This window comes from Rhodobacter maritimus, assembly GCF_058747975.1.
Genome location: NZ_CM179095.1, coordinates 602,872 through 628,552 on the forward strand (window position 1 = coordinate 602,872; position 25,681 = coordinate 628,552).

Genomic DNA, 25,681 nt, shown 5'->3' on the forward strand with positions numbered 1-25,681 from the left:
CGGGGCGATGGTCTTTCTGATCGCGGCGGTTCTGGTGGGATTGGGGCTGGTGCTTCGGGTGCCTGTGCGCGGGATCGGCGCGATGCTGGCGGTGCTTTGGGCGGCGGTGTTGCTGGTGCATCTTCTGTTGCCCGTGGACAGCGCCTTGCCGCGCGCGATTGGCGGGCGCGCGGTGCACTGGGTGCTTCTGGGGGCGGTGGTGGCGATCGTCCTGGGCTATCGCGCGGTGCTGCGGCACCTGCGGGCGCGGGCCGTTCCGGCGGCGCCCAAGGCCCCTGCGGACACGTTTTCGGGGGCGGAGCTGGAACGCTATGCCCGCCATATCGTTTTGCGCGAGATCGGCGGGCCGGGGCAGAAAAAGCTTCGTCAGGCGCGGGTCCTGGTGATCGGGGCGGGGGGGCTTGGCTCTCCGGTGCTGTTGTATCTGGCGGCGGCCGGGGTCGGCTCGGTCGGGATCGTGGATGACGACGTGGTGTCGAATTCGAACCTGCAACGCCAGGTGATCCATACGGATGCGCGGATCGGGATGCCCAAGGTGTTTTCCGCGCAGGCCGCGATGCTGGCGCTGAATCCCTACATCACGGTGCGGCCCTATCACCGGCGGCTGGCGGCGGAAGACGCGCCTGCGCTGTTTGCCGATTACGATCTGATCCTGGACGGGACCGACAATTTCGCTACGCGCTACATGGTGAATGCGGCGGCCGTGGCGGCGGGCAAGCCGCTGATCGCGGGTGCGATCGCGCAGTGGGAGGGGCAGCTGTCGCTTTATGACCCGGCGCGCGGGGCCCCCTGTTTCGCCTGTGTCTTTCCCGAGCAGCCCGCCGAGGGGCTTGCCCCGTCCTGTGCCGAAGCGGGGGTTGTGGGGGCGCTGCCCGGGATCGTGGGGGCGATGATGGCCGCCGAGGCGATCAAGGAGATCACCGGCGCGGGCCAGACGGCGCGCGGGCGGCTGATGATCCATGATGCGCTTTGGGGGGAAAGCCGCCAGATCGCCGTGAAGCGTCGGCCGGGCTGTGCGGTATGCGGAAAGGCGGGCTGAACCGGCGGTCTGCCTCCGGCGGGGATATTTCTGCGAAGCTGAAACAGGGGCTGGCGATCCCTTTCGTGCCATTCTAGCTTTGCGCCAAAGGAGAGCCGTGATGACCAACCCGCTTTTGCAAGACTGGACCGGGCCGTTTGCCCTGCCGCCCTTCGCGGCGATTTCGGATGCGGATTTCGCGCCGGCCTTCGAGGCGGCCCTGGCCGAGGCGCGGGCGCGGATCGCCGCGATTGCGGCCGATCCCGCAGCGCCGGGTTTTGCCAATACCATTGCGGCGATGGAGCAGGCGGAGGGGTTGCTCGACCGGGTTGCGGGGGTGTTCTACAACCTTTCGGGGGCGGACAGCACGCCCGCGCGCGAGGCGCTGATGCGGGATCTTGCGCCGAAGATGGCGGCGTTTTCCTCGGAAGTGACGATGAACACGGCGCTTTTCGCGCGGATCAATGCACTTTGGGAGGCGCGCGACAGTTTTGGGCTGGCCCCAGAGGAGGCGCGGGTTCTGGAGTTGTATCATCAGATGTTCCTGCGTGCGGGGGCAGCGCTCAGCGGGGATCAGGCGGCGCGGATGGCCGCGATCAAGGAGCGCCTGGCGGTTCTGTCGACCGCGTTTTCGCAAAACCTTCTGGCGGATGAGCGGGACTGGTTCCGCCCGCTGGCCGAGGAGGAGCTTGAGGGCCTGCCCGAATTCGTGGTGCAGGCCGCGCGTGCGGCCGGGCAGGAGCGCGGCGCGGAGGGGCCCGTTCTGACGCTGAACCGTTCGCTGATCGTGCCGTTTTTGCAATTCTCGCCCCGGCGGGAATTGCGCCGGATCGCCTATGAGGCCTGGGTCGCGCGCGGTGCGAATGGCGGCGAGACCGACAACCGTGCGCTTGCCGCCGAGATCCTCGCGCTGCGCGAGGAACGCGCAAAGCTTCTGGGCTATGAGAGTTTTGCGGCCTTCAAGCTTGAGCCGGAAATGGCGGGCGGCCCCGACAAGGTGCGCGATCTTCTGATGCGGGTGTGGGTGCCCGCCAGGGCGCGCGCCCTGGCCGATGCCGAGGTGCTGACGCGAATGATGCGCGACGACGGGATCAACGGCGATCTGGAGGCATGGGACTGGCGCTATTATTCCGAAAAGCGCCGCATGGCCGAGCATGATCTCGATGAGGCGGCGTTGAAGCCCTATCTGTCACTCGATGCGATGATCGGGGCGATGTTCGATGTGGCGGGGCGGCTTTTCGGGCTGGAGTTCCGGCCTATCGAGGGGCCGTTCTACCACCCCGACGTGCGCGGCTGGGAAGTGCTGCGCAAGGGCCGCCATCTGGCCGTGTTCCTTGGGGATTATTTTGCACGCGCCTCGAAGCGGTCGGGCGCGTGGTGTTCGGCCATGCGTTCGCAGCGCAAGCTGGGGGGCGACGTGCGCCCTGTCGTCGTCAATGTGTGCAACTTTGCCAAGGGCGATCCGGCCCTGCTGAGTTGGGATGACGCGCGCACGCTGTTTCACGAATTCGGCCATGCGCTGCACCAGATGCTGTCGGATGTGACCTATCAGTTCATCTCGGGCACCAGCGTGGCGCGTGATTTCGTGGAACTGCCAAGCCAGCTTTACGAGCACTGGCTTGAAGTGCCGCAGGTGCTGGAGAAACACGCCCGCCACTGGAAGACCGGAGAGCCGATGCCCGCCGGTCTGCGCGATCGCCTGCTGGCGGCGGCGACCTATGACCAGGGCTTTGCGACGGTGGAATATGTCGCCTCGGCGCTGGTCGATCTGGCGTTTCACGAAGGCGCGGCGCCGGCCGATCCTATGGCGCGGCAGGATGAGGTATTGGCCGGGATCGGCATGCCGCGCGCGATCCGCATGCGCCACGCCACGCCGCATTTCGCACACGTCTTCTCGGGCGACGGGTATTCGGCAGGGTATTACAGCTACATGTGGTCGGAGGTGATGGATGCCGACGCCTTCGCCGCGTTCGAGGAAGCGGGCGATGTGTTCGACCCGGTCACCGCCGAAAAGCTGGAGCGGTTCATCCTGTCGGCGGGCGGATCGCGCCCCGCGGAAGAGCTTTACCTGGCCTTCCGCGGCCGGATGCCCGGCGTCGAGGCGCTGCTGAAGGGGCGCGGGCTGCTGGACGCGGCCTAGCCTGGACCCGTGCCGGACCCGTGCCAGACATCCTTGTGGATGATGACATCGGCCAGCGGATAGCGTTGCGTAATCGCGCGCTTGAGGCTGGCGCCGATGGCATGGGCCTCTTGCAGGGATTGCGCGCCGTCCAGCTCGATATGCAGGTTGACGAAGATCCGTGATCCGGCGGTGCGCGTCTGAAGGTCGTGAAAGCCGTGCACGCCGGGCCAGCCTGCGGCAATCCCTGCGATGCCCTCGACGATCTCGGGGTCGGCGGCGCGGTCCATCAGGGCATGCCACGCGCCAAGCCCGATATTGAGGGCCGCGCGCAGCATGAAGGCGGCGGCGATCAATGCAAGGATGCTGTCGGCCTGCCCGATGCCGTATTGCGCCGAAAGCCCAAGGGCGATGATCGCGCCAAGGGTCGGAAGCAGGTCGCCCAAATAATGCACCATGTCCGCCGCGACGACGCGGTTTCCGGTCAGCCGCGCAACGCGCCGTTGCCACAGCACCAGCGCGCCGGTCAGCACGGCCGAGGCCAGCATGATGGCGATCCCGGTGCCTTCGTCGGCAAGCTGCCGCGGTGCGGGGGAGATCAGCCGGTGCACGGCGCCGTAGCCGATGGCAAGCGCCGATCCGGTCACGAAGATCGCCTGCGCGAGCGAGACCAGATCCTCCACCGATGTATGGCCGAAGGTGTGATCCTCATCCGCGGGGCGTGCGGCATAGACGATGGCGGCAAGGCCCGCGCCCGAGATCAGCATGTCGACCGCACTGTCGGCAAGTGCTGCGGCGATTGTTAGCGATCCGGTTTGCACGAAGGCCCAAAGCTTCAGCACGACAAGCGTGGCCGCGACCGCGACAGCCGCGATGCCCGCGGATCTGTTCAGGCGTTGCGAATGTTCCATCGGAGCTGCCGTTCCTTGCCATTCCGCATCGGTCGGGCAGGGTTAGTCGCGGATCTCGTCGGGATCAACCCCCCAAAGCGCGGCCTTGGGCACCCAGCCCTTTTCGCCGCCCGCGGTGATCTGGCACCAGTCGATCTGGCACGCGCCAAGGCGGGCGATCGCGCCGGCCTCGGCCACGGCGGCCACGGTCGCCTTGGTATCGGGGCGCACCTTCAGCTCGGTCATGTCGGTCTGCACGATCACGCTGCGCACCCCGGACAAAAGCGCGTAATGCACCCAGCCCCCCGCGCCGTCGCGGTCCTCGACGCGCCGCCAGTGGCCGAACTCGGCCGTGATGCGCAGAGGCATGCCGCTGTGCCGGAAGACCCAGTCGATGCGGTGCGACAGCGAGGGGCCGCGCCGCGCGTTGCCTTCGGAGCCCTTGAGGGAAACGTAGCGCGGCAGGGGCAGGTTGGTTACAGGCCCGCGCCCCGCGGGGGCGGCCGGGCGGGCCGCAACGGATTCGGGCGCGGGGTCGGGGGCGTTCTGCGCGGCCGCCCCGCCCGGCGACAGGCCCACAGACAGCGCAACCCCAAGGATTACCGACCGTATCATCATGCCGTGTTCCATCCGCCTGTCCACTCGCCGCATCGGCTGCGCAAGAAAATTGCGCGAATATGCCGTTTACGGTGCTTTCTGCTCTTGCGGGGCCTTGTCCCTCGGCCCGTTGCAGGTCACTTTGCACCTAACATGAGGCATTTGGAAGATAGGAGACCCCCGCCATGCCCGCACCGCGGCTGAGTGTTGTCGTGACGCGACGGTTGCCCGAGGCCGTCGAGACCCGGATGAAAGAGCTGTTCGATGTCGAACTGAACGAATCCGACACCCGGATGAGTCGCGAAGAGATCGTGGCGGCGATGCAGCGCGCCGATGTTCTGGTGCCCTGCGTCACCGATCATATCGATGCGAACATGCTGGCCTCGGCAGGCGAGAAACTGAAGCTGGTGGCCAATTACGGCGCCGGGGTGGACCATATCGACGTGGCTTCGGCACGCCAACGCGGGGTTCTGGTGTCCAACACGCCGGGCGTCGTGACCGAGGATACCGCCGACATGGCGATGGCGCTGATCCTTGCGGTGACGCGCCGCATCCCCGAGGGGCTTGCCGTCATGCAGGCGGGCGACTGGCACGGCTGGTCGCCGACGGCGTTCATGGGCGGGCGCGTGGGCGGCAAGCGCCTTGGCATCCTTGGCATGGGCCGTATCGGGCAGGCGCTTGCCCGGCGCGCCCAGGCCTTCGGGATGCAGATCCATTACCACAACCGCAAGCGCCTGCGCCCCGAAGTCGAGGCGGATCTTGAGGCGACCTGGTGGGAAAGCCTCGATCAGATGGTGGCGCGCATGGACGTGATCTCGGTCAACTGCCCGCATACCCCCTCGACGTTCCACCTGCTCAATGCGCGGCGCCTGAAGATGCTCAAGCCCTCGGCGGTGGTGGTCAATACCTCGCGCGGCGAGGTGATCGACGAAAACGCCCTGACGCGAATGCTGCGCGCCGGAGAGATCGCGGGCGCGGGGCTTGATGTGTTCGAGCATGGCCACGAGATCAATCCCCGCCTGCGTGAACTGCCCAATGTCGTTCTGTTGCCGCATATGGGCTCGGCCACGGTCGAGGGCCGCGTCGAGATGGGCGAGAAAGTGATCATCAACATCAAGACCTTTGCCGATGGCCACAGGCCACCGGATCTGGTGGTGCCTGGGATGTTGTGACGCGGGCTGCCGCACCATATTGCCCGAACGGGACCACATTTTTGTCGAGTTTTGCCGCCAGATCGTCGTTGTACGAAGATGAGGTGTTCTGGTGGCCAAGCCAACGGGGATGTTCAGAAAAGTCGCTATTCTCATTGTGGCGATCTGCCTGGGTATCGTGGCGTTCGATTATGCGCAGCACGCGCGCACGCCTGATGGCGAGCTTGTTGATATCTCGCAATATGTCGGCGGCGTATCGGACCGTTTCATGGCGCAGAAGCAGGCGATGGAGATGACCAGCCGGCGCAGTGAGCTTCTGGCGATGAGAGAGCGCGACCACCTTCCCGCCGCGCCGCAGGGATGGAAGCGGCGCGACTGGAGCGACGGGGACAGGGCGCTCTTGTTTCCGCCTTCGGACCCCTTGCTGTCGCTTCCCGAAGACCTGCGTGACCGCCCGCAGATCAAGGCGCTCAAGACGCTGGAAGAAACGGCACGCCTCGCCGGGCAGAAATCCGAGGTCTATGTCTACGAGAACCGCGACAACGTGATCGCGATCCGGTTGCAGATCCGGCGCGAAGATACCGAAGGCATTCAGGGCATGGCCAAGGCCGTGATCGAAAGCAACCTTGAATCCCTGAGCGAGAAGGAAGGCTTCGCCGTTGTGCGCGGCGTGACCTACCGTCACGAAATTCCGGCAGGAGAAAGCGCGGATAGCCCCTCGGGCTATCGTGTGTTCAGCGCGCGCCTGGGCGATACGATCACCATCGGGGTGCGGGCGCGGGCGTCCGATGAGGCGCTTTATGCGCTGCTCGATTCGATCGACTATGACAGCCTGAACATGCTGCTGCCCCAACCGCTTCCCCGGATCGGCAGCGCCGCCCCCGAGATTGCCTTCGAGGATCAGAAAGAAATCGCGGATGCGCGCGTCAAGGCCGAAGTGGCCGAGCAGGCCGCGCAGGCCCGCGCGGCCAGCCTGCGGCTGCAATACTGGGCGGACAAGGTAAACCGCCTTAACGGTCAGGACATGCCGGACGGGCCGGGCTTCTTCGACCCGGCCGCCGCCGTCGCCACGGCCGAGGCCATTGCAGTTGCCGCCGCCGCCGCTGCGGCCGAGGCCGCTGCCGTGGCCCGCGCAGCTGGCGTCGATCCGAAGGATGTGGTCTTGCCCGGCCTTGGTGCACCGATCCGACCCGGCCGAGCTTCCGAGCAGAAGTCGGCCTCACTGTTCTCCTCTTTCTGGGATGTCATGAAGAACGGGGCAGGGCTTGCCGAAGGCGGCTTTGGCAGCGACACCGCCGGCAAGGAGGCTGGGCCTGTCATCTTCACCTGCTCGACCAAGAGCGGCTTCAAGCGTTGCATCGCGGGCAGCGACTGACCTGCCTTTCCGCCTGTGAAAAGGCGGCTGGCGGGGCCATGTCGCTTTTCCGCGTTTATTGGTCGGGCTGACCCCCACGCCGCCGTCCCGATCTGGCAGATATGAATCCAGATCACGGGACAGGAGTCAGCCGATGAAAACGCATGTGAAAGCCCTTGTTGTCGGCGGCGGGGCCGTCGGTTGCGGTATCGCCTATCACCTGGCCAAGGCGGGCTGGGATACGATGCTGGTCGAACGCGACGAGCTGACCTCCGGCTCCACCTGGCATGCCGCCGGGCTCTTGCCGCTGTTCAACATGTCCTACGCGACGACCCATATCCACAAATACTCGGTCGATTTCTACAAGTCGCTCGAGGCGGAAACCGGCCTCAATGCGGGCTTTGCGGTCGTGGGCAACCTGCGCATGGCGCAGACGCAGGACCGGATGGACGAATACATGCTGTATTCCTCGGTGGCCGAAACCGCCGGCGTCTATCACGAATTCCTGACCCCCGCGCAGATGAAAGAGCGTTGGCCGCTGATGCGCACCGAGGATCTGAAGGGCGCGCTGTTCCATCCGCAGGACGGCTATATCAACCCCGCCGACGTGACCCAGGCCATGGCCAAGGGCGCGCGTCAGCGCGGCGTCGAGATCGTGCGCAAGCTTCAGGTCAACAGCTACAAGTGGACGGGTTCCGAATGGATCGTGACGCTTGAGAAGATGATCGAGAAGGGCGGGAATCTTGTCGGCTCGGGCGAGCTGGTCGAGGTGCGCGCCGAGCATGTCGTCACCGCCACGGGCAACCATGCGCAGCGCACCGCGCGCCTTCTGGGCGTCAAGATCCCCGCGATCCCGGTCGAGCATCAGTTCATCGTGACCGAGCCCGACCCGGCCTTGCAGGCATGGCGTGCGGCCGGCAACCCCGAGCATCCGGTGCTGCGCGATGCCGATGCCAAATGGTATGTGCGCGAAGAGCGCGGCGGCTGGATCCTTGGCCCCTATGAACGCAATGCCCCCGCGCGCTTCCTTTACGACGTGCCCGAAACCTTCCGTGCCGATCTTTTCCCGCTGGATCTGGAGCGCATCGAAGAGGAATACATGTCGATGATCCACCGCCTTCCCAGCTCGGAGACGGTGGGGCTGAAGGACGATTTCAACGGCCCGATCTGCTACACGCCCGACGGCAACCCCCTAGTCGGCCCGGTGCCGGGGCTGCGCAACATGTGGCTGGCCGAAGGCTTCTCGTTCGGGATCACCGCGGCGGGGGGCACGGGCTATTACCTTGCCCAGATGATGACCGAGGGCGAGGCCGAGATCGACATGGCAAGCCTTGACCCCAAGCGCTACGGCAGCTGGATGACCACCGAATATGCCGCGCGCAAGAACGAGGAATGCTACGAGCACGTCTTCATCCTGCACCACCCGGATGAAGAGCGCGAAGCCTGCCGCCCGCTGCGCACCTCGCCCGCCTATGACCGCCAGAAGAAACACGGCGCGCAATTCGGGCAGGTGAACGGATGGGAGCGGCCGAACTATTATGGCCCGCTCGACGCGCCGGCCAGCTTCGACCATGACTCGCGCAGCTTCCGCCGGGGCGCCTGGTGGCAATATGCCGAGGCCGAGGCCCGCGCGATCCGCGAGACCGCCGGCCTGATCGACGCCACCGCCTTCACCAAGCATGTGGTGCGCGGCCCCGGCGCGACGGAGTTCCTTGACTGGTTCACCACCAACAAGCTGCCCAAGGTCGGCCGGATCAACCTGACCTATGCCCTGACCCCGGCGGGCACAACGCGCACCGAATACACGATCGTGCGTTTGTCGGAAAATGAATACTACCTGATCTCGGCCGGGGCATGGACGGCCTATGATGCCGACTACCTTCGCAAATGCGCCGAAGACAAGATGTCCGATTTCGGCTGGATCGACATTCACGACATCACCACGCAATGGGGTGTCTTCGCGCTTGCCGGGCCGAACAGCCGCGCCATCCTGCAAGAGATCGTGAAGGATGCGCAGCCCGATACCGTGCTGTCCAACAAGCGCTTCCCGTGGCTGAGCTACCGCGATATCGAGCTGGGCATGTGCCCCGTGCGCGCCGTCCGCGTTGCCTATACCGGCGAGCTGGGCTGGGAGCTGCATCACCCGATCGAGATGCAGAACTACCTGTGGGATCTGTTGCAGGAAGCGGGCGCGAAACACGGCATGAAGCTGGTGGGCGCACGGGCGCAGAACTGGCTGCGCCAAGAGAAAAGCTACCGCGCCTTCGGCACCGAGCTTGGCCGCGACGCGACGCCGCTCGAGGCCGGCCTCGACCGCTTCGTCGACCTGGAAAAGGACTTCCAGGGCAAGCAGGCGATGCTTGATACCGGGATCCGGGCGAAATGCGTCACGCTGCTGATCGACGGGCCGGCCGATACCGACCCCTGGGGCAAGGAGGCGCTGCTGCTGGACGGCGAAAAGATCGGCCGCCTGACCTCGGGCGGGTATTCGGTGGCGTTCGGCAAGCAGATCGGCATGGGCTATGTGCGCCCCGATCTGGCCGAGGTGGGCCAGAAGCTCAAGGTCAGGATGCTGCTTGGGGAATGGGATGCCGTCGTCGCCGAGGACAGCCCGCATGACCCGACCAACCTGCGCATCCGCCAGGACGGCTGAGCGACCCCCCGTCAGGCCCGCTATTGCTTGCGGGCCTGATACCAGGCCGCCCAGCCCTTGGCCGAGCCTGCAAAGACATTGATGTCGACCTTGCCCCGCACGCCGGGCACCAGCCCCGTTCCGGTATATTGCCAGAAGCTCCAGTCGGCGCCGGGATAGGTGCTGGCGGGGTGTCCGGCGACCGAGCGCAGCCAGAACTCGTAGCCCTGCAACTGCCGCAGATCGTTGTCGCGCCAGAAATCGACCGTGGTGTAGATGATCGGCCGCTGCCCGTAATGCGCGGTCAGCATGCGCAGGAAGGTGCGCGCCTCGGCGCGGACATGCGCGGCATCGGGGCGATGGCGGCAGGTGCGCGACAGGTGGTTCCATTCCAGATCCAGAACCGGGGGCAGCGCGCCCGGCGCGCGCGGCACATTGGCGATATACCAGCGCGCCTGTTCTTCGGCGGTGCGGCAGAAGTAATAGTAGTGATAGGCGCCGACCGGCATGCCCGCGGCGAGGGCGCGGCGCCAGTTGGTGGCAAACATCTCGTCCTTGTGATCCGCCCCTTCGGTGGCCTTCAGGAAGGTGAAGGCCACGCCCGCCGCTTCCGCCTGGCGAAAGTCGATCTCTCCCTGATAGCGGGCGGCGTCGATGCCGTGGACCGGATAATGCACAGGCGCGCGCCCCGACCAGCTGTGCGGATCGGCGTCGCCGAAGGCGGCCGGAAGGCCCGGCGCGCCGCGATGCGGTGCCCTGCCGCCGCAGGCCGCAAGGCTGGCCAGCATCAGGGTGACAAGCACGAGAGAGGTTGAGAATCGCATCGGCCGCTCCTTCCGGACTGGGGCAGTCTGTCGGGAATCGGCCAGGGTGTCATCCGCATGCCGGAAGGGTCGGTGGGTTTCCGCCCGTCAAAGGAACACCGCGCGGGTGGCGGGCAATCTTGATGCAGGTCAATGCCTTGGCGCCCCCGTCATGCGATGGGGCTGGCAAGGGATGCAACAGGAGATACCCATGAGCTATCAGGAAAAGATCGACGAGATGCGCGCCGAGCTGCGTGTTCTGAACAAGACCGCGCCCGAGGCGATGAAAGGGTTCGGCGCGCTGTCCAAGGCCGTCAAGGACAATGGCGTGCTTTCCGTAAAGGAAAAGGAATTCGTGGCGCTTGGCATGGCCGTCGTGCTGCGCTGCGAGCCCTGCATCATGTTCCATGTCGAGGCGCTGATGAAAGCGGGTGCCAGCCGCGAAGAGCTGAGTGATGTTCTGGCCATGGCGATCCAGATGGGCGGCGGACCCGGCGTCATGTATGCCGGTCACGCGCTTGCCTGCTGGGATGAGCTTGCAGCCAAGGCCTGAGTGCCGCCGACATGCGACAGATTGTCCGGCCCGCGACGGAAGTTGCGGGCCTTCGCGTTTCATGGATGAACAAGCGGATGAAAGGAGCTTTTCATGCAACGCTTCCTGCCTTTCTGCGCAGCCCTGATCCTTGCGGCCGGCGCCGCGCAGGCCCAGACGCAGCCTCCGCGCGGTGCGGAGTTCGTTCCGGGTGAGAACTTTCTGGCAATGTGGGATCAGAACGAAGACGGCCGTGTGACGCTGGACGAGGCGCATGCGCGCCGGGCCGATATCTTCGACATGTTCGATTCCGATGGCGACGGACGGCTTTCTGATGACGAGTTGCGCGGCATTGACGAACACAAGGCCTTGCAACGCGAGGCGGGCATGGGGCCCGGCCGGAACCGGCCGCAAGGCATGCCCGGCGGCAAAGGGGCGGGTGGGGGAGCGCGCGATTTCAACCGCTCTGCATTCGCGGGCATGGCGCGGTTCGATGCCGATGACGACGGCCGTGTCGACAGGGCGGAATTCGTCGCCGGAACGGATAGCTGGTTCCGGCAACGCGACCGGGATGGCGACGGTGTGCTGACCTCTGGTGACTTCGGCCGCCGCTAGGCGGGGAGGCCCGCTTCAGGCCTGAAGCGGGCGCACGCCGATCTCACCTTCCGCGCGGCTTTTCATGGCCGCCACGGCGGCGACGCTGGCAGCGGCGGTGGTGAAATAGGGGATCTTGTCGTAAAGCGCGACCGCGCGGATATCGCGGCTGTCCGAGATCGCCTGGCTGCCATCGGTGGTGTTCATCACCAGGTGGATGTCGCCGTTCTTCAGCCGGTCCACGATGTTCGGGCGGCCCTCATAGACCTTCAGCACCTCTTCGGCGGCCACGCCGTTTTCCTTCAGCCAGGCCGCCGTGCCGCGCGTGGCCACCAGTGCAAAGCCCATGGCCAGAAGGTCATGCGCGGCCTGCGCCAAATCGGCGCTTTTGTCGGCGTCCTTGATCGACATGAACACCCGTCCGCCGTCGGGCAGGTTCTGGCCGGCCCCCAGCTGCGCCTTCAGGAACGCCCGCGGGAAGTTGCGGTCCCAGCCCATGACCTCGCCGGTCGAGCGCATCTCGGGCCCCAGCAGCGTGTCGACGCCGGGGAAGCGGGCGAAGGGCAGGACCGCCTCTTTCACCGAATACCAGGGCGTGTTCGGATCGGCCAGCGTCAGCGGGTCGGCGAAGGGCAGGTCGTCCTCGGGGCCGACGCCTTCGGGGTAGGGCGCGCGATGGGGGAAGTTCTCCATCGGCTCGCCCGCCATCAGGCGCGCCGCAATCGAGGCGATGGCGCTGTCGGTCGCCTTGGCGACGAAAGGCACCGTGCGCGAGGCGCGGGGGTTGACCTCTAGCACATAGATCGTGCCGTCCTTGATGGCGAATTGCACGTTCATCAGCCCCACAACCCCAAGCGCAAGGGCCATCTTCTCGGTCTGTTCCTTCAGCGCGGCAATGGTTTCGGGCGACAGCGAATAGGGCGGCAGCGAACAGGCCGAGTCGCCAGAATGGACGCCTGCCTCCTCGATATGCTGCATGATGCCCGCGACATGGACGGTCTTGCCGTCCGACAGCGCATCCACGTCGACCTCGATCGCGCCTGAAAGGTAGCTGTCCAGCAGCACCGGGCTGTCGCCCGAGACCGTCACCGCGGTGGCAATGTAGCGTTTCAGGTGATCCATGTCGCGCACGATCTCCATCGCGCGCCCGCCCAGCACATAGGAGGGGCGGATCACCAGCGGGAAGCCGACATTGCCCGCGATCTCGATCGCCTGCGCCTCGGACGAGGCGATGCCGTTCACCGGCTGTTTCAGGCCTAGATCGTTCAGCAGTTTCTGGAACCGCTCGCGGTCTTCGGCAAGGTCGATGGCGTCGGGCGTGGTGCCGAGGATCGGAATCCCCTCGGCCTCGAGCGCATTGGCAAGCTTCAGCGGCGTCTGGCCGCCGAACTGCACGATCACGCCGTGCAGCGTGCCGTTTTCCTGCTCGACCCGCAGGATCTCCATCACATGTTCAAGCGTCAGCGGCTCGAAATAGAGCCGGTCCGAGGTGTCGTAATCGGTCGAGACCGTCTCGGGGTTGCAGTTGATCATGATCGTCTCGTAGCCCGCATCGGTCAGCGCGAAACAGGCATGGCAGCAGCAATAGTCGAACTCGATCCCCTGGCCGATCCGGTTTGGGCCGCCGCCCAGGATCACCACCTTCTTGCGGTCCGAGGGGCGCGCCTCGCATTCCACGTCGCCCATCGCGGGGGCCTCGTAGGTGGAATACATGTAGGGGGTCTGGGCCTCGAACTCGGCCGCGCAGGTGTCGATGCGCTTGAATACCGCCTTGACGCCCAGATTGCGCCGGGCGCGGCGCACCTGTGCCTCGTCGCGGCCGGTCAGCACGGCCAGGCGGGCATCGGCGAAGCCCATCATCTTGAGCTTGCGCAGCCCGCTTTCGGTGACCGGAAGGCCGGCGGCACGGATTTCCGCCTCTTGTTCGATAATCTCACGGATGCGGGCCAAGAACCACGGATCGAACGCCGTCGCATGTTGGATTTCGTCATTGCTCAGCCCTTCGCGCATCGCCTGCGCGATCAGCCGCAGCCGGTCGGGCGTCTGGCGCGAGATCGCCTTGATGACGGCGGCCTTGTCCGAAGCGCCCTCGATCTCGATCTCGTCAAAGCCTGAAAGGCCCGTTTCCATCGAGGCAAGCGCCTTTTGCAGGCTTTCGTGGAAGGTGCGCCCGATGGCCATGGCCTCGCCCACCGATTTCATCGCGGTGGTCAGTTCGGGCTTGGAGCCGGGGAATTTCTCGAAGGCGAAGCGCGGGATCTTCGTCACGACATAGTCGATGGTCGGCTCGAAGCTGGCGGGCGTGACCTTGGTGATGTCGTTGTCCAGCTCATCCAGCGTGTAGCCCACGGCAAGTTTCGCCGCGATTTTCGCAATCGGGAACCCGGTGGCCTTCGAGGCAAGCGCGGAGGAGCGCGACACGCGCGGGTTCATCTCGATCACCACCATGCGGCCGTCGGCGGGGTTGATCGCCCATTGCACGTTCGAGCCGCCCGTTTCGACCCCGATCTCGCGCAGAACGGCGATCGAGCCGTTGCGCATGATCTGGTATTCCTTGTCGGTCAGCGTCAGCGCGGGGGCGACAGTGATGGAATCGCCGGTATGCACGCCCATCGGATCGACGTTCTCGATGGAACAGACGATGATGGCGTTGTCGGCCTTGTCGCGCACGACCTCCATCTCGTATTCCTTCCAGCCCAGAAGCGATTCATCGACCAGGATCTGGGCCATCGGCGATGCATCGAGGCCCGAGCGGCAGATCGCCTCGTAATCGTCGCGGTTATAGGCGACGCCGCCGCCGGTGCCGCCAAGGGTGAAGGCGGGGCGGATGATCGCGGGCAGGCCGATCGTCTCAAGCTCGGCCATGGCTTGCGCGACGCCGGCGTTGATGTCGTATTTGCCGTTGGGCAGCTTGGGGGCCGCGATGATGGTAGCTTTCGGGTTTTCGATGCCCAGACGGTCCATCGCCTCGCGGAACAGCTTGCGGTCCTCGGCCATCTCGATGGCCTCGCGCTTGGCGCCGATCATCTCGACGCCGAATTTCTCCAGCACGCCCATATCGGCAAGCGCGAGGCTGGTGTTCAGCCCGGTCTGCCCGCCCATCGTGGGCAAAAGCGCGTCGGGGCGTTCCTTTTCGATGATCTTGGCGACGACCTCGGGGGTGATCGGCTCGATATAGGTGGCGTCGGCCATCTCCGGGTCGGTCATGATCGTGGCGGGGTTCGAGTTCACCAGAATCACCCGGTATCCCTCTTCGCGCAGCGCCTTGCAGGCCTGGGCGCCGGAATAGTCGAACTCGCAGGCCTGGCCGATGACAATGGGCCCCGCACCGATAATGAGAATGGATTTGATATCGGTTCTCTTCGGCATGGTGATCCCCTCGGTCAGCGTTGGCAGCGCGCAAATTGACGGCGTTATAGTCCGCTGTCGCAGAGGTGCAAGGGCTGATGGATGCGAAGTGTTCAGTCTTCTTGTCGTGCGGCGTAAAGACAGGCGACAAGATACAGGACCATTGCCCCTGTCCCGAGGTATTGCATGGTGAAGTTGTGGCTTGGCCAATCGAAGGTCAGCCGGTGTGCGATGACCGAGATCGGCAATGCGACAAGTCCCAGCAACAGCACGCCGATGTGCCCGAGCCGTTGCGGAAGCAGGGCGGCAAATGCCAGGGGCGCGATATAGTAATACGTCCAGGATATTGGGCCCAGCAGGGGCAGTGCGGTCAGCGCTGCGGCCCATATGGCTGGCTCTGCAAGAGAACCCCGAGCCTTTTTCAGCATCAACCCGAAACCCGCAAGAGCAGCCAGCAGGGCAAGAGCCTCGATCAGGCTGTGGGTATCGCCCTTGGTCATCACGAGCCAGCCGCTGACGGGCGTGCCGTCGATCGCGCCCGGGCGGGACGCCACAAAGCTCAGGTCATCGGGCCAGAAGAATTGCGCCAGTGATGCGCTGATCGTGAAGCTGTGCTTGGTTACCAAAATACTGTCGGATATCTGGCCCGCCAGAAGCAGGAACGTCTGGTGCAATGGCCAGCCTGCCAGCAGAACGGATCCGGCGGCAAGCGCTGCGCCGACGATGACAAAGCCGATCAGCGCCCGCCATTGGCCAGTTGCCAACCACAACACAGCCAGAAGCGCGGGCGAAAGCTTCAGCGCGGCGGCCAACGCAAGTGCCGCGCCGCCCGTAAGTTCATGCCCTTTGCTTGCACGCTCGATTGCGAGAACCGTAAGGAAGGCAACAAGGATCTGCGGTTGGTTTTCAAGCAGGGCGACGGTGCCTGGCGTCGTGAACAAGAGCACTGTAAAGCCCGTCACAAACCAGACCGGCCGGCGCGAGGGTTGCGCGGCCATGCGACCAGCGACCAATATGGTTCCCGCAAGCAACCCGCCGTTGATCAGTGTAGCGACCTTCGACACCGACGCGAAATCGGTAGCATTCGTCAAGGGTGCCATCACCCACGCCCAAAGTGGGGGGTAGATGAAGGGATAAATATCGCCCGAGCGGCCCTCTTCCGCCGCCCATTCACCCCAGATGTCGGGTGCCTTCATCGTGAAGACGGCGCTTTCGGGCGGATAGATCATCCAGGGCATGTCGCGTGCAACCGCCTTGCCCGCCATCCACAATGCAAAAAGGTCATTTGAGGGGGCCGATGAAAACAGCAGATAGGCCATGGCGGCGGAAATGACTAAAGCCGCAACGGGCAGGCAGGATTTCAAATTCAGCATGTGAAGGGTGGTTTTCCATTTGAACGGCGCGAGCCTAGCTGTTCGACGCGGTATTGCAAGACAGACAGTCGCCTGGCCTGATGCCACGGGCCTCGCAAGTGCGCCGGCGCGACGGCGAGAACGCGGCGAACATGTCGCCAACAATCACCACAAGAAACCCTGCGCCGGTAAATTGATGCGCAACAGTATCGTGTGACGCAGCCATCCCGGCGCGCGAGTCTTGCGCTTGACTTCGCCGCCCGCGCGCGGTTGAAGGCGCGGATACGATCCAAGCCTCGGGAAGGGGAGCCTCATGCACGCCTATCGCAGCCATACCTGTGCGGACCTCAACAAGGACCATGCCGGCAAAGACGTCCGCCTTTCGGGCTGGGTCCATCGGGTGCGCGATCACGGGGGTGTGCTGTTCATCGACCTGCGCGACCATTACGGCATGACGCAGGTGCTGTGCGATGGCGACTCGGCGGCGTTCCACGCGCTTGAGAAGGTGCGCGCGGAATTCGTCATCCGCATCGACGGCACGGTGAAGCTGCGCGACGAAAGCCTTGTGAATCCCAAGATCCCGACCGGCGAGATCGAGGTCTATGTCCGCGGGGTCGAAGTGCTCGGCCCGGCCGAGGAACTGCCGCTTCCGGTCTTCGGGGAACAGGACTACCCCGAGGAAACCCGCCTGACCTATCGCTTCCTCGACCTGCGCCGCGAGGGGCTGCACAACAACATGATGCTGCGCTCGAACGTGGTGCGCTCGTTGCGCAACCGCATGTGGGACGTGGGCTTCAACGAGTTCCAGACGCCGATCATCACCGCCTCCTCACCCGAGGGCGCGCGCGACTTCCTTGTGCCGTCGCGGCTGCATCCGGGCAAGTTCTACGCGCTGCCGCAGGCGCCGCAGCAGTTCAAGCAGCTGATCATGGTGGCGGGCTTCGACCGCTACTTCCAGATCGCGCCCTGCTTCCGCGACGAGGACCCGCGCGCCGACCGCTCGCCCACCGATTTCTACCAGCTCGACCTCGAGATGAGCTTCGTCACGCAAGAGGATGTCTTCGCCGCGATCCAGCCGGTGATCCAGGGCATCTTCGAGGAATTCGGCGGCGGGCGCCGGGTCGATGCCGACTGGCCGCTGATTTCGTTCAAGGACGCGCTTCTGTGGTATGGCTCGGACAAGCCCGACCTTCGCAACCCGATCAGGATGCAGGTCGTGAGCGAGCATTTCGCCGGCTCGGGCTTTGCGATCTTTGCGAAACTGCTGGAGCAGGACGGCACCGAGATCCGCGCGATCCCCGCGCCCGGCGGCGGCAGTCGCAAGTTCTGCGACCGCATGAACGCCTTCGCGCAGGCGCAGGGCCTGCCCGGCATGGGCTATATCTTCTGGCGCAAGGGCGAAGACGGGGCGATGGAAGCCGCGGGCCCGCTGGCCAAGAATATCGGCCCCGAACGGACCGAGGCGATCCGGGTCCAGCTTGGGCTGGGCGAGGGCGACGCCGCCTTCTTCCTGGGCGGCCGGCCCGAGGCCTTCGAGGCCATCGCAGGCCGCGCGCGCAACGAGATCGGGCGCGAACTGGGCCTGACCGAAGAGGGCGTGTTCAAATTCGCCTGGATCGTCGATTTCCCGATGTATGAGAAGGATGACGAGGGCCGGATCGACTTCAGCCACAACCCCTTCTCGATGCCGCAGGGCGGGCTCGAGGCGCTGAACGGCGATCCGCTGGAGGTGCTGGGCTATCAGTATGACCTGGCCTGCAACGGCTATGAGCTGGTGTCGGGCGCGATCCGCAACCACAAGCCCGAGATCATGTTCAAGGCGTTCGAGCTTGCCGGCTATGGCCGCGACGAGGTCGAGAAGCGTTTCGGCGGCATGGTCAAGGCGTTCCGCTATGGCGCGCCGCCGCATGGCGGCTGTGCGGCGGGGATCGACCGGATCGTGATGCTGCTGGCGGACGAGGCCAATATCCGCGAGGTCATCATGTTCCCGATGAACCAGCGCGCTGAGGATCTGATGATGGGCGCCCCGTCGGAGCCCACGAACGAACAGCTGCGCGAGCTCAGCCTGCGGGTCATCCAGAAGGACTGATCCGCGGGGGGGCTTTTGGGGGCTTACAGCGTCAGGGCATTGACCGCAGTGGCCGCGATCGAGACCGTCAGGCTGAGCAGGCCGAGGCTGAAGACAGTCCAGTGCGTTGCCGCTTTCAGGCGCTGATTGGCAGTCAGGTGGAGCAGACGGTTTTTCATGGCGGTCGTTCCGTGGCAGCGGTTATGGTGTCAGGATGGCGGCAGATTGCGGCCGGATTGGGGAAGCATTGGCACGCTTTGCTGGCGGTTCGGTGACAGCCTGGAAAGGGACGGGGATGTCGAAGAAGATTTTCGGTGATCCGGTTCCGGGCTGGACGCCGCCGCCCGTTCCCGATGGCGCGCCCCTGCGCGGCCGCTACGCGATGCTGGAGCGGATGGACCCCTCTGCCCATGCGGAGGCGCTTTTTGCCGCCAATGCGGCCGATCCCGGCATCTGGGATTATCTGCCCTATGGCCCCTTTGCCGATCCCGCGGATTATGCGGGCTGGATGACCGGGATGGCCACCTGCGCGGATCCGTTCTTCTATACCGTGCATGATCTTGACGCGGGCGGGCGGGCCGGGGGCGTGCTGTCCTTCCTACGTATCGCGCCCGAGGTCGGGTCGATCGAGCTTGGCCATATCAACTTCGCCCCCCGGCTTCAGCGCACCCGCGCCGCGACCGAGGCGATGCTGCTGATGATCGGCTGGGCGTTTTCGGCGGGCTACCGGCGGTTCGAATGGAAATGCGATGCGCTGAACCTGCCGTCGCGCCGTGCCGCGCAGCGGCTTGGGCTGAGCTATGAGGGTGTGTTCCGCAAGGCCACCGTGGTGAAGGGGCGCAACCGCGATACCGCATGGTTCGCCGCAACCGACGATGACTGGCCCTCCCTGCGCGCCGCCTACGCAACCTGGCTGGCGCCATCGAATTTCGATGCGGAGGGGCGGCAAATCCAGCGTCTGGCCGATCTGACCCGCCCGGCCCTGGTCATGACGGACCCCGTTTGGGGCGATGCCGCCTGAGGGGCCGGCACGCGCCGCGTCGCGGCCAGAGGGCGCCCGAAATCCCCCCCCGAACCGGCCGACAAGGGGGGGCAGGGTCGTGGAACGCCCTTGCGCCCCCCGCCGGCTGAGCGCTAAAGCCAAGGCGCAACATCATCGGAGACCCACCATGATCGGTCGTTTGAACCATGTCGCCATCGCCGTGCCTGACCTTCAGGCCGCCTCGGCGCAGTATCGCAACACGCTTGGCGCCAAGGTCGGTGCGCCGCAGGACGAACCCGACCATGGCGTGACCGTGGTTTTCATCGAACTGCCCAACACCAAGATCGAGCTGCTTTACCCCCTGGGCGAGGCCTCTCCGATCGCAGGTTTCCTAGAAAAGAACCCCGCCGGCGGCATCCATCACATCTGCTACGAGGTGGATGACATCCTGGCCGCGCGCGACCGCCTAAAGGCAGAGGGCGCGCGCGTCCTGGGCAACGGAGAGCCGAAGATCGGCGCGCATGGCAAGCCGGTCCTGTTCCTGCATCCCAAGGATTTCAACGGCTGCCTGGTCGAGCTGGAGCAGGTCTGATGAACCTGACGGGGGGGATCGTCCTTTTCGCGGTGATCTGGTTCATGGTGCTGTTCGTGGTGCTGCCGATCCGGTTTCGCAGTCAGGAGGACGAGGGCGAGGTCGTGCCCGGCACGCCGCCCTCGGCCCCTGCGGATGCGCAGATCGGCCGCAAGGCGAAGATCACCACCATCGTAGCCGTGATCCTGTGGATCATCATCGCCACGATCATCTTGTCGGGCGTGGTGACGATTCAGGATCTTGACTGGTTCAACCGTCTGGGCTGAGGCGTTGATGCGTCCGGCGCAGGCGGTGGAACAGGTGCGTGAAGGTCGCCGCACCAAGCACCGGCACGAGGATGTTCAGAAGCGGTATCGCCAGCGGAACCGCCATCAGCGCGCCGGCGGCCCAGATCAGGAAGCGGTTCTCCTGATACAGGCGGCGCGCATCCGCGCGCTCCATCCGGCGCAGGGCGGCCATCTGGAAATACTCGCGCCCCAGCAGATAGCCGTTGAGCGAGAAAAACAGAAGCGGCGCGAAGGGGATCACGAAGGGATAGATCAGCAGGGCCAGCAGGTTCGCCCCCACGATCACCCCGACGAAATTGATCGCCTCGCGCAGGGTCTCGCCCAGGCCCAGACGTTGCACCGGCGGCAGGCCGGGATAATGCGCCTCCTCGACCATGTTGGCCACGTCCTCGAGGAAAAGCCCGCAAAAAGCCGAGGCGACGGGGATCATCAGGAACGTCGACAGGATCAGCATCGGCACGAGCGAGGCCCAGGACAGAAGGTCGTCGACCCATCCGATCTCTCCGATCCAGGGCAGGGTCAGCGTGTCGGGCACGAAAACGCCGATCAGCGTGACCAGCCCGGCATAAAGCGCGGCCAGCAGCGCAAGGGACAGCGCCACACCCAGCCCCAGAACCCTGAGCGCGCCGGGGCGGAACAGGTCGCCCCAAGCCATGGCGAAGGATGTCAGGATCATGCGGTCATCCAGGTGATGATCTGGTTCATGTCCGGGCGCGGCCGTTCGGGCGGGGCCACGGTTTCGGTTCCGATATGGACAAAGCCCGCCACCCATTCGCCCTCTGCAAGCGCCAGCCCCTTCTGGCAGAAGCCGGGGTCATGGGCGACCCATCCGCTCAGCCAGTTTGCGCCCCAGCCCGCGGCAAGCGCCGCATTGAGAAGCGACAGGCACACCGCTCCGGTCGAGAGCGTTTGTTCGATTTGTGGAATTTTCTCGGTTCCGCGAGGTACGTTCACCACCGCAACGGCCAGGTGACTGTCGGAAAACTGCGAGGCAGCCTTGGCGATGACATCATCCGCAAGGCCCAGTTCGCGCCCCCGTTCCCCGGTCAGGGCGGCCAGGCGTTCCAGCGCCGGGCGGGTCAGCACGACAAAGCGCCACGGCTCCAGCTTGCCGTGATCGGGGCTGCGCGCGGCGGCGGTCAGGATCGGGCGCAGTGCCTCGGCATCGGGGACGGGCGTGCGCAGCGTCTTGGCCGGGCGCGAGCGGCGCGTCAGCAGGAATTCGAGGGCTGCGGGGTTTGCGGGCATGACAGGCTCCTTCATGGTCGCCCCGATGTGTTGGCTCGGGGCGCGAATTGCAAGCTCTCAGAGGAAATTGCGCGCAAGGCGGTCGATATGCGCCGAGACATGGGCGATCCATTCCTTGCCGGGCTGGCGCGCCTCAAGCGTTGCGGCAAGGGGATCGGGGGCGCGGATCGCGCTGCCCGACAGCTCTTCCAGAACGGCATGGCCGCAGAAGGGGGCATGCACGTCCGAATATCCGCCTTCGTGGCACAGGACCAGCCGCCCGCCGCAAAGCCGGTCGCTGGCTTGCAGCATGGCGCGGGTCATGGCGCGGAAGGTCTCGGCCGTGGCCAGCATCCGGCCAAGGGGGTCCATCCCCGAGGCATCGTATCCGCAGGCCACGACGATCGCTTCGGGGCGAAAGGCGTCCAGCGCGGGCAGCACGATCCGCGCGACCGCCTCGAGATAGCTGGCATGGCCCGTGCCGGGCGGCAGCGGGATGTTGAGATTGGCCCCGAAGCCCGGCCCCTCGCCCCGTGTTTCGGCCCCGCCGGTATCCAGCGGATAGTTGTTTTCCTGATGCAGAGAGATGGTCAGGACATCCGGGTCGGACAGGAAGATCGCCTCGGTTCCGTTGCCGTGATGGACATCCCAGTCCACCACCGCCACGCGCCGCACCAGCCCCGCGGCCTGCGCCGCGCGGACCGCCACGGCGATATTGTTGAACAGGCAAAACCCGTTGGGAAAATCCGCAAGGCAGTGATGGCCGGGCGGGCGCGACAGCGCATAGGCGTTGCGCGCGCGCCCCGTCAGAACCGCCATCAGCGCCGCCTTGGACAAACCCGCTGAAAGGGCCGCGATCTCGTATCCGCCGGGGCCGAAGGGGCTGCGCAGGCCCAGCTCTCCGCCGCCGGCATCCGAGGCGGCCTTGAAGGCATCGAGATATTGCGCGGGATGGACACGCAGCAAATCCTCACGCGTGGCCTCGGGGGCGGAGCCCGCGTCGATCCCGGCCATCAGGCCCGACACGCGCAGAAGGTTGACCAGCCGGCGCTTGGTTTCCGGGTTCTCGGGCAGGCCGCCGCCGGGCTGGACAAGGCCGCCCACCGGAACGGTCAGGGCGTAATTGCCCCCGCCATGCCAAAGGCAGCGTTCGTCATGAAAAAAAGCGGTGCGCATCGCGGTTTCCTTTTCTGTGCCGATGCGTAGGCTAATGGCGGAAAACCCGAAGGGCCAGTGACGAAGGGCAGGTGAGCGCATGATGACAGACCTGACAGACCACGCCCGCCCCGGCGCCGAGATCGTGGTGCGCGTGACGCCCAAGGCCTCACGCAATGCGATCGTGGCCACGGATGAGGGGATACGGGTCTATGTCACCGTGGTGCCCGAAAGCGGCAAGGCCAATGCGGCGGTTCTCAAGCTGCTGGCAAAGGCGCTTGGGGTGCCCAAATCGCGCCTGAGCCTGGTCCGGGGGGCAACGGCGCGCGACAAGGTGTTCCGCGTCGAATGAGGCGGGCGGCTCAGCCCTTCTTCTCGACCGCCCGCAGCCGATAGACGCCCTCGGGCAGGTTGAGCGCGGCGGCCAGTTCGCGCAGCTGCGCATGCGAGAAGGTGATGCGCTGCACCGTCTCGGTCTGGTCGTCCAGCTGTTCGAGCGTCACGCAATCTTCGAAGGAATGGATCGTGACATCCTCTTGCAGATAGTCCTGCGGATCGTCCCCCTCGTCGACAAGGGTGATCACGGTGGCGTCGAATTCGTGCTCGATGGTAAACATGGCCCGATGGTAGCGCGGCCACGGGCATGCGCAAGGGTCAAACATTGGTGTGAAGGCGATGCGCCCCCTTTCCGATCGGGGCGGGGGCCGGTAAATTGCGCCAGTGACCTTTCCGGAGCCGTCGATGTTCAACCGCCCGTCCCTGCGCCTTCTTGTCCTGTTGCCCGCCCTGGCGGCGCTTGCGGCCTGCGAGGTGGCCCCGGCCCCCTCGGCGCCGCCCGCCGCTGCCCGCGTTCAGGCCGCGGCGCCGGGCGCGCTGCTGGAGCCGGAGGCCGCGGCGCAGAACTTCATCGCGGTGGTCCGCCGGATGGAGCCGCAGATCGAGGCGGCCTGCAACACCCGCGCGCGCGGGCAGAACTGCGATTATCAGATCGTGGTGGATGACCGGCCGGGCCAGTCGCCCAACGCCTTCCAGACGGTCGATGCCGGCGGCCGCCCCGTGATCGGCTTCAACCTTGCGCTGATCAGCGAGGCCCGCAATGCCGACGAACTGGCCTTCGTCATGGGGCATGAGGCCGCGCACCATATTGCCGGCCATATCCCGCGCAAGCAGCAGGATGCGATGGCCGGCGCCATGATCCTTGGCGCCCTTGCGGCGGCCTCGGGGGCCGATACAGGCGTGATCCGCAGCGCGCAGGATATCGGGGCCTCGGTCGGAAGCCGGGCCAAGGCCAAGGATTACGAGCTTGAAGCCGACCGCCTTGGCACCGTGCTGACATGGGAGGCGGGCTATGACCCGCTGCGTGGCGCGCAGTTCTTCGCGCGAATCCCCGATCCGGGCCGCACGGTTCTGGGCTCGCACCCCGCCAATGCGCTGCGCATCGACATCGTGCGCCAGACGGTGGCGGACCTGCGCGCGGGTCGGATCTAGGGCGCGACGGCCATCATGGCTTGCCCCGGCATCGCGCTTGGGGCAGCCTTCGGGCGGTCGGCCCCACAAGGGGCACGCCCGGTCAGGAGGGGGCCTCGTGGTTTCAAAGTTGCGTTTCCGGATACGGCGGCTTTTGCGCAAGGTCTGGGTGCCGGTCGTCGCCTATGGCCTTCTGGGGGTGGCGACATCGCTGGGTGCGGGCTTTCTCCGGCCGGTTCTGCCCGATGGCCTGGCCGCGCGGATCGGCGCCAATGCGGTCGAGGCGATCCTGACGATCATCGCCACCTCGATGCTCACGGTGACCACCTTCTCCTTGTCGATCATGGTCACGGCCTTCGGGGCGGCGACGACGGGCGCCACGCCCCGCGCCACCGCGCTTCTGAAAGGCGACACCACCACGCAGCGGGTTCTGGCCACCTTCATCGGCGCCTTCCTGTTCGCACTTGTTGGGATCATCGGCCTGCGCACCGGCATCTACGGAGACGAGGGGCGGGTGCTTCTGTTTCTGGTCACGCTGGCGGTGCTTGCGGTGATCGTGATCTCGCTAATGCGCTGGATCGCGCATCTGACCGATTTCGGGCGGCTGGACGACACGATCGCGCGGGTCGAGGAAGCGGCAAGCACCGCCCTGCGCGCACGCGTCGAGATGCCGTGGTTCGGTGGGCACAAGCTGACCATCGCACCATCGCAAACCGCCCATGCTGTGCCAGCGGCCACGATCGGATATGTCCAGCATGTCGATGCGGAACTGCTCAACGATATCGCCGAAGAGCTTGAGGCGCGGATCTGGCTACAGGCCCAGCCCGGCGCCTTCGTGCATCCCGCCGCGGATCTGCTGAAGATCGAGCCCTTTCCCGACGCCCCCGAAATGGCCGCCGCCACCGTCGAGCGGCTGCGCGAGGCGTTCACTGTGGCGCCCGGCCGCACCTTCGAACAGGATCCCCGCTTCGGCATCCTCGCCCTGGCCGAGATCGCCTCGCGCGCGCTGTCGCCGGCGGTAAACGATCCTGGCACGGGGATCGACATCCTTGGGCGGTTGGTGCGCGTGCTGTCGATCTGGGAAGAGCGGCCGCAGACGCATGTGAAATACCCCCGCCTCTGGGTGCCGCCGATCCGGGCCGAGGATCTTGTGGGCGATGCGTTCCACGCCATCGCGCGCGACGGGGCCGGGTTGGTCGAGGTTCAGATCCGGTTGCAGAAGTCCCTTGCCGCGGTGGCCGAGCTTGCCCCCGACATCTTCGCTGCGCCCGCGCTGGAACAGGCCCGCGCCGCCTCGGCGCTGGCGGCGGGGGCGCTGCCCCTGGCCGAGGACCGCGCCCGCGTCGCCGCCCTTGTCGAGGCGCTGGAGGACCGCCTTGCCTCGGGCAGATTGAAGCACGCGCTGCGCAGCGGCCAGGCGCGGGTCTGATTCCGCGCGCTTTCGGCGTTTGATCTGAATCATGGCGGGTGCGCCGTTGCTGACGGATTCTTCGAGGGTCTTTCGCAGGAGAAG

General features: G+C 65.7%; 24 protein-coding genes. 14 read left to right on the top strand and 10 right to left on the bottom strand.

All coding sequences use genetic code 11. The features are described from left to right. Positions 1 to 7 precede the first annotated feature (7 nt). Positions 8 to 1,039 (top strand): HesA/MoeB/ThiF family protein, encoded by a 1,032-nt coding sequence (locus AC4PTO_RS03025; protein ID WP_492731739.1) that lies wholly within the window; start codon positions 8 to 10, stop codon positions 1,037 to 1,039. A gap of 100 nt (positions 1,040 to 1,139) precedes the next feature. Further along, a complete protein-coding gene (locus AC4PTO_RS03030; protein WP_492731741.1) occupies positions 1,140 to 3,158 on the top strand; it encodes a M3 family metallopeptidase in 2,019 nt (672 codons plus the stop codon). On the opposite strand, the gene AC4PTO_RS03035 is transcribed toward AC4PTO_RS03030, so the two are convergent. Together AC4PTO_RS03035 and AC4PTO_RS03040 are read right to left on the bottom strand one after the other, a co-directional pair. Further along, positions 3,155 to 4,048: a cation diffusion facilitator family transporter gene (locus tag AC4PTO_RS03035; protein ID WP_492731743.1), complete on the bottom strand. Its 894-nt coding sequence runs from the start codon at positions 4,046 to 4,048 to the stop codon at positions 3,155 to 3,157. The genes AC4PTO_RS03030 and AC4PTO_RS03035 overlap by 4 nt on opposite strands. A gap of 42 nt (positions 4,049 to 4,090) precedes the next feature. Next, positions 4,091 to 4,645 carry an SH3 domain-containing protein gene (locus tag AC4PTO_RS03040; protein ID WP_492731745.1) on the bottom strand — a complete coding sequence of 185 codons (555 nt, stop codon included), beginning with the start codon at positions 4,643 to 4,645 and terminating at the stop codon, positions 4,091 to 4,093. A gap of 164 nt (positions 4,646 to 4,809) precedes the next feature. Between AC4PTO_RS03040 and AC4PTO_RS03045 the strand changes: the two genes are divergently transcribed. The 3 genes from AC4PTO_RS03045 to AC4PTO_RS03055 all read left to right on the top strand — a co-directional run bounded on the left by AC4PTO_RS03045 (position 4,810) and on the right by AC4PTO_RS03055 (position 9,782). Next, positions 4,810 to 5,796 (top strand): 2-hydroxyacid dehydrogenase, encoded by a 987-nt coding sequence (locus AC4PTO_RS03045; RefSeq protein WP_492731747.1) that lies wholly within the window; start codon positions 4,810 to 4,812, stop codon positions 5,794 to 5,796. A gap of 109 nt (positions 5,797 to 5,905) precedes the next feature. Further along, positions 5,906 to 7,150, top strand: a complete 1,245-nt coding sequence (locus AC4PTO_RS03050; RefSeq protein ID WP_492731749.1) for a hypothetical protein — start codon at positions 5,906 to 5,908, stop codon at positions 7,148 to 7,150. A gap of 133 nt (positions 7,151 to 7,283) precedes the next feature. Further along, positions 7,284 to 9,782 (top strand): GcvT family protein, encoded by a 2,499-nt coding sequence (locus AC4PTO_RS03055; protein WP_492731751.1) that lies wholly within the window; start codon positions 7,284 to 7,286, stop codon positions 9,780 to 9,782. A 20-nt stretch (positions 9,783 to 9,802) separates the two neighbouring features. Here AC4PTO_RS03055 and AC4PTO_RS03060 read toward each other — a convergent pair whose 3' ends face one another. Next, positions 9,803 to 10,585: a glycoside hydrolase family 25 protein gene (locus tag AC4PTO_RS03060; RefSeq protein WP_492731753.1), complete on the bottom strand. Its 783-nt coding sequence runs from the start codon at positions 10,583 to 10,585 to the stop codon at positions 9,803 to 9,805. Positions 10,586 to 10,775: 190 nt separating this feature from the next. Here AC4PTO_RS03060 and AC4PTO_RS03065 point away from each other — a divergent pair, with 190 nt between their 5' ends. Both AC4PTO_RS03065 and AC4PTO_RS03070 read left to right on the top strand, forming a co-directional pair. Beyond that, complete coding sequence (locus AC4PTO_RS03065; protein ID WP_492731755.1) at positions 10,776 to 11,117, top strand: carboxymuconolactone decarboxylase family protein; 342 nt, start codon at positions 10,776 to 10,778, stop codon at positions 11,115 to 11,117. Positions 11,118 to 11,210: 93 nt separating this feature from the next. Beyond that, positions 11,211 to 11,711 carry an EF-hand domain-containing protein gene (locus AC4PTO_RS03070; protein ID WP_492731757.1) on the top strand — a complete coding sequence of 167 codons (501 nt, stop codon included), beginning with the start codon at positions 11,211 to 11,213 and terminating at the stop codon, positions 11,709 to 11,711. A gap of 15 nt (positions 11,712 to 11,726) precedes the next feature. On the opposite strand, the gene carB is transcribed toward AC4PTO_RS03070, so the two are convergent. Then, positions 11,727 to 15,059, bottom strand: a complete 3,333-nt coding sequence (gene carB, locus AC4PTO_RS03075; protein ID WP_492731759.1) for a carbamoyl-phosphate synthase large subunit — start codon at positions 15,057 to 15,059, stop codon at positions 11,727 to 11,729. A gap of 92 nt (positions 15,060 to 15,151) precedes the next feature. After that, positions 15,152 to 16,498 (bottom strand): glycosyltransferase family 87 protein, encoded by a 1,347-nt coding sequence (locus AC4PTO_RS03080; protein WP_492731761.1) that lies wholly within the window; start codon positions 16,496 to 16,498, stop codon positions 15,152 to 15,154. Positions 16,499 to 16,703: 205 nt separating this feature from the next. Here AC4PTO_RS03080 and aspS point away from each other — a divergent pair, with 205 nt between their 5' ends. After that, positions 16,704 to 18,479 (top strand): aspartate--tRNA ligase, encoded by a 1,776-nt coding sequence (aspS, locus tag AC4PTO_RS03085; RefSeq protein WP_492731763.1) that lies wholly within the window; start codon positions 16,704 to 16,706, stop codon positions 18,477 to 18,479. A 23-nt stretch (positions 18,480 to 18,502) separates the two neighbouring features. Here the strand turns inward: aspS and AC4PTO_RS03090 are convergent, their stop codons facing one another. Next, on the bottom strand, positions 18,503 to 18,637 hold the full coding sequence (locus AC4PTO_RS03090; RefSeq protein ID WP_492731765.1) for a hypothetical protein: 135 nt from the start codon (positions 18,635 to 18,637) through the stop codon (positions 18,503 to 18,505). A gap of 116 nt (positions 18,638 to 18,753) precedes the next feature. Here AC4PTO_RS03090 and AC4PTO_RS03095 point away from each other — a divergent pair, with 116 nt between their 5' ends. The 3 genes from AC4PTO_RS03095 (at position 18,754) to AC4PTO_RS03105 (ending at position 20,298) form a co-directional block, all read left to right on the top strand. Continuing rightward, positions 18,754 to 19,479 (top strand): GNAT family N-acetyltransferase, encoded by a 726-nt coding sequence (locus tag AC4PTO_RS03095; RefSeq protein WP_492731767.1) that lies wholly within the window; start codon positions 18,754 to 18,756, stop codon positions 19,477 to 19,479. A 148-nt stretch (positions 19,480 to 19,627) separates the two neighbouring features. Further along, entirely contained in the window at positions 19,628 to 20,032 is a 405-nt protein-coding gene (mce, locus tag AC4PTO_RS03100) for a methylmalonyl-CoA epimerase (RefSeq protein WP_492731769.1), read from the top strand. Further along, the gene (locus AC4PTO_RS03105) at positions 20,032 to 20,298 is read left to right on the top strand and encodes a DUF1467 family protein (RefSeq protein ID WP_492731772.1); all 267 of its coding nucleotides are present in this window, start codon (positions 20,032 to 20,034) and stop codon (positions 20,296 to 20,298) included. Before mce ends, AC4PTO_RS03105 begins: the two co-directional genes overlap by 1 nt. Here the strand turns inward: AC4PTO_RS03105 and AC4PTO_RS03110 are convergent. From AC4PTO_RS03110 to AC4PTO_RS03120, 3 genes are read right to left on the bottom strand one after another with little or no spacing between them, the layout of a single operon-like run. Then, positions 20,282 to 20,995: an EI24 domain-containing protein gene (locus AC4PTO_RS03110; RefSeq protein WP_492731774.1), complete on the bottom strand. Its 714-nt coding sequence runs from the start codon at positions 20,993 to 20,995 to the stop codon at positions 20,282 to 20,284. The genes AC4PTO_RS03105 and AC4PTO_RS03110 overlap by 17 nt on opposite strands. After that, on the bottom strand, positions 20,992 to 21,567 hold the full coding sequence (locus AC4PTO_RS03115; protein WP_492731777.1) for a nitroreductase family protein: 576 nt from the start codon (positions 21,565 to 21,567) through the stop codon (positions 20,992 to 20,994). The genes AC4PTO_RS03110 and AC4PTO_RS03115 overlap by 4 nt, the downstream gene beginning before the upstream one ends. Before the next feature lie 57 nt (positions 21,568 to 21,624). After that, positions 21,625 to 22,722 carry a class II histone deacetylase gene (locus AC4PTO_RS03120; RefSeq protein WP_492731780.1) on the bottom strand — a complete coding sequence of 366 codons (1,098 nt, stop codon included), beginning with the start codon at positions 22,720 to 22,722 and terminating at the stop codon, positions 21,625 to 21,627. A gap of 82 nt (positions 22,723 to 22,804) precedes the next feature. On the opposite strand from AC4PTO_RS03120, the gene AC4PTO_RS03125 reads away from it, so the two are divergent. Beyond that, positions 22,805 to 23,053, top strand: a complete 249-nt coding sequence (locus AC4PTO_RS03125) for a DUF167 domain-containing protein (RefSeq protein ID WP_492733516.1) — start codon at positions 22,805 to 22,807, stop codon at positions 23,051 to 23,053. A 10-nt stretch (positions 23,054 to 23,063) separates the two neighbouring features. On the opposite strand, the gene AC4PTO_RS03130 is transcribed toward AC4PTO_RS03125, so the two are convergent. Then, complete coding sequence (locus AC4PTO_RS03130; protein WP_492731781.1) at positions 23,064 to 23,318, bottom strand: DUF8831 family protein; 255 nt, start codon at positions 23,316 to 23,318, stop codon at positions 23,064 to 23,066. 124 nt (positions 23,319 to 23,442) lie between these two features. Here AC4PTO_RS03130 and AC4PTO_RS03135 point away from each other — a divergent pair, with 124 nt between their 5' ends. Then, complete coding sequence (locus tag AC4PTO_RS03135) at positions 23,443 to 24,189, top strand: M48 family metallopeptidase (protein WP_492731784.1); 747 nt, start codon at positions 23,443 to 23,445, stop codon at positions 24,187 to 24,189. A 97-nt stretch (positions 24,190 to 24,286) separates the two neighbouring features. Beyond that, positions 24,287 to 25,597, top strand: a complete 1,311-nt coding sequence (locus AC4PTO_RS03140; RefSeq protein WP_492731787.1) for a DUF2254 domain-containing protein — start codon at positions 24,287 to 24,289, stop codon at positions 25,595 to 25,597. The last annotated feature ends 84 nt before the right edge of the window (positions 25,598 to 25,681 follow it).

Bases quoted from the DNA above. Each gene is read 5' to 3' on its own strand.
- AC4PTO_RS03125 (WP_492733516.1), top strand. From the start codon at position 22,805: ATGACAGACCTGACAGACCACGCCCGCCCCGGCGCCGAGATCGTGGTG.
- AC4PTO_RS03045 (WP_492731747.1), top strand. From the start codon at position 4,810: ATGCCCGCACCGCGGCTGAGTGTTGTCGTGACGCGACGGTTGCCCGAG.
- AC4PTO_RS03035 (WP_492731743.1), bottom strand. From the start codon at position 4,048: ATGGAACATTCGCAACGCCTGAACAGATCCGCGGGCATCGCGGCTGTC.
- AC4PTO_RS03120 (WP_492731780.1), bottom strand. From the start codon at position 22,722: ATGCGCACCGCTTTTTTTCATGACGAACGCTGCCTTTGGCATGGCGGG.
- mce (WP_492731769.1), top strand. From the start codon at position 19,628: ATGATCGGTCGTTTGAACCATGTCGCCATCGCCGTGCCTGACCTTCAG.
- AC4PTO_RS03130 (WP_492731781.1), bottom strand. From the start codon at position 23,318: ATGTTTACCATCGAGCACGAATTCGACGCCACCGTGATCACCCTTGTC.
- AC4PTO_RS03105 (WP_492731772.1), top strand. From the start codon at position 20,032: ATGAACCTGACGGGGGGGATCGTCCTTTTCGCGGTGATCTGGTTCATG.
- AC4PTO_RS03110 (WP_492731774.1), bottom strand. From the start codon at position 20,995: ATGATCCTGACATCCTTCGCCATGGCTTGGGGCGACCTGTTCCGCCCC.
- AC4PTO_RS03070 (WP_492731757.1), top strand. From the start codon at position 11,211: ATGCAACGCTTCCTGCCTTTCTGCGCAGCCCTGATCCTTGCGGCCGGC.
- AC4PTO_RS03115 (WP_492731777.1), bottom strand. From the start codon at position 21,567: ATGCCCGCAAACCCCGCAGCCCTCGAATTCCTGCTGACGCGCCGCTCG.
- AC4PTO_RS03065 (WP_492731755.1), top strand. From the start codon at position 10,776: ATGAGCTATCAGGAAAAGATCGACGAGATGCGCGCCGAGCTGCGTGTT.
- AC4PTO_RS03040 (WP_492731745.1), bottom strand. From the start codon at position 4,645: ATGATGATACGGTCGGTAATCCTTGGGGTTGCGCTGTCTGTGGGCCTG.
- AC4PTO_RS03135 (WP_492731784.1), top strand. From the start codon at position 23,443: ATGTTCAACCGCCCGTCCCTGCGCCTTCTTGTCCTGTTGCCCGCCCTG.
- AC4PTO_RS03090 (WP_492731765.1), bottom strand. From the start codon at position 18,637: ATGAAAAACCGTCTGCTCCACCTGACTGCCAATCAGCGCCTGAAAGCG.
- AC4PTO_RS03025 (WP_492731739.1), top strand. From the start codon at position 8: ATGGTCTTTCTGATCGCGGCGGTTCTGGTGGGATTGGGGCTGGTGCTT.
- AC4PTO_RS03050 (WP_492731749.1), top strand. From the start codon at position 5,906: ATGTTCAGAAAAGTCGCTATTCTCATTGTGGCGATCTGCCTGGGTATC.
- carB (WP_492731759.1), bottom strand. From the start codon at position 15,059: ATGCCGAAGAGAACCGATATCAAATCCATTCTCATTATCGGTGCGGGG.
- AC4PTO_RS03055 (WP_492731751.1), top strand. From the start codon at position 7,284: ATGAAAACGCATGTGAAAGCCCTTGTTGTCGGCGGCGGGGCCGTCGGT.
- AC4PTO_RS03095 (WP_492731767.1), top strand. From the start codon at position 18,754: ATGTCGAAGAAGATTTTCGGTGATCCGGTTCCGGGCTGGACGCCGCCG.
- aspS (WP_492731763.1), top strand. From the start codon at position 16,704: ATGCACGCCTATCGCAGCCATACCTGTGCGGACCTCAACAAGGACCAT.
- AC4PTO_RS03030 (WP_492731741.1), top strand. From the start codon at position 1,140: ATGACCAACCCGCTTTTGCAAGACTGGACCGGGCCGTTTGCCCTGCCG.
- AC4PTO_RS03060 (WP_492731753.1), bottom strand. From the start codon at position 10,585: ATGCGATTCTCAACCTCTCTCGTGCTTGTCACCCTGATGCTGGCCAGC.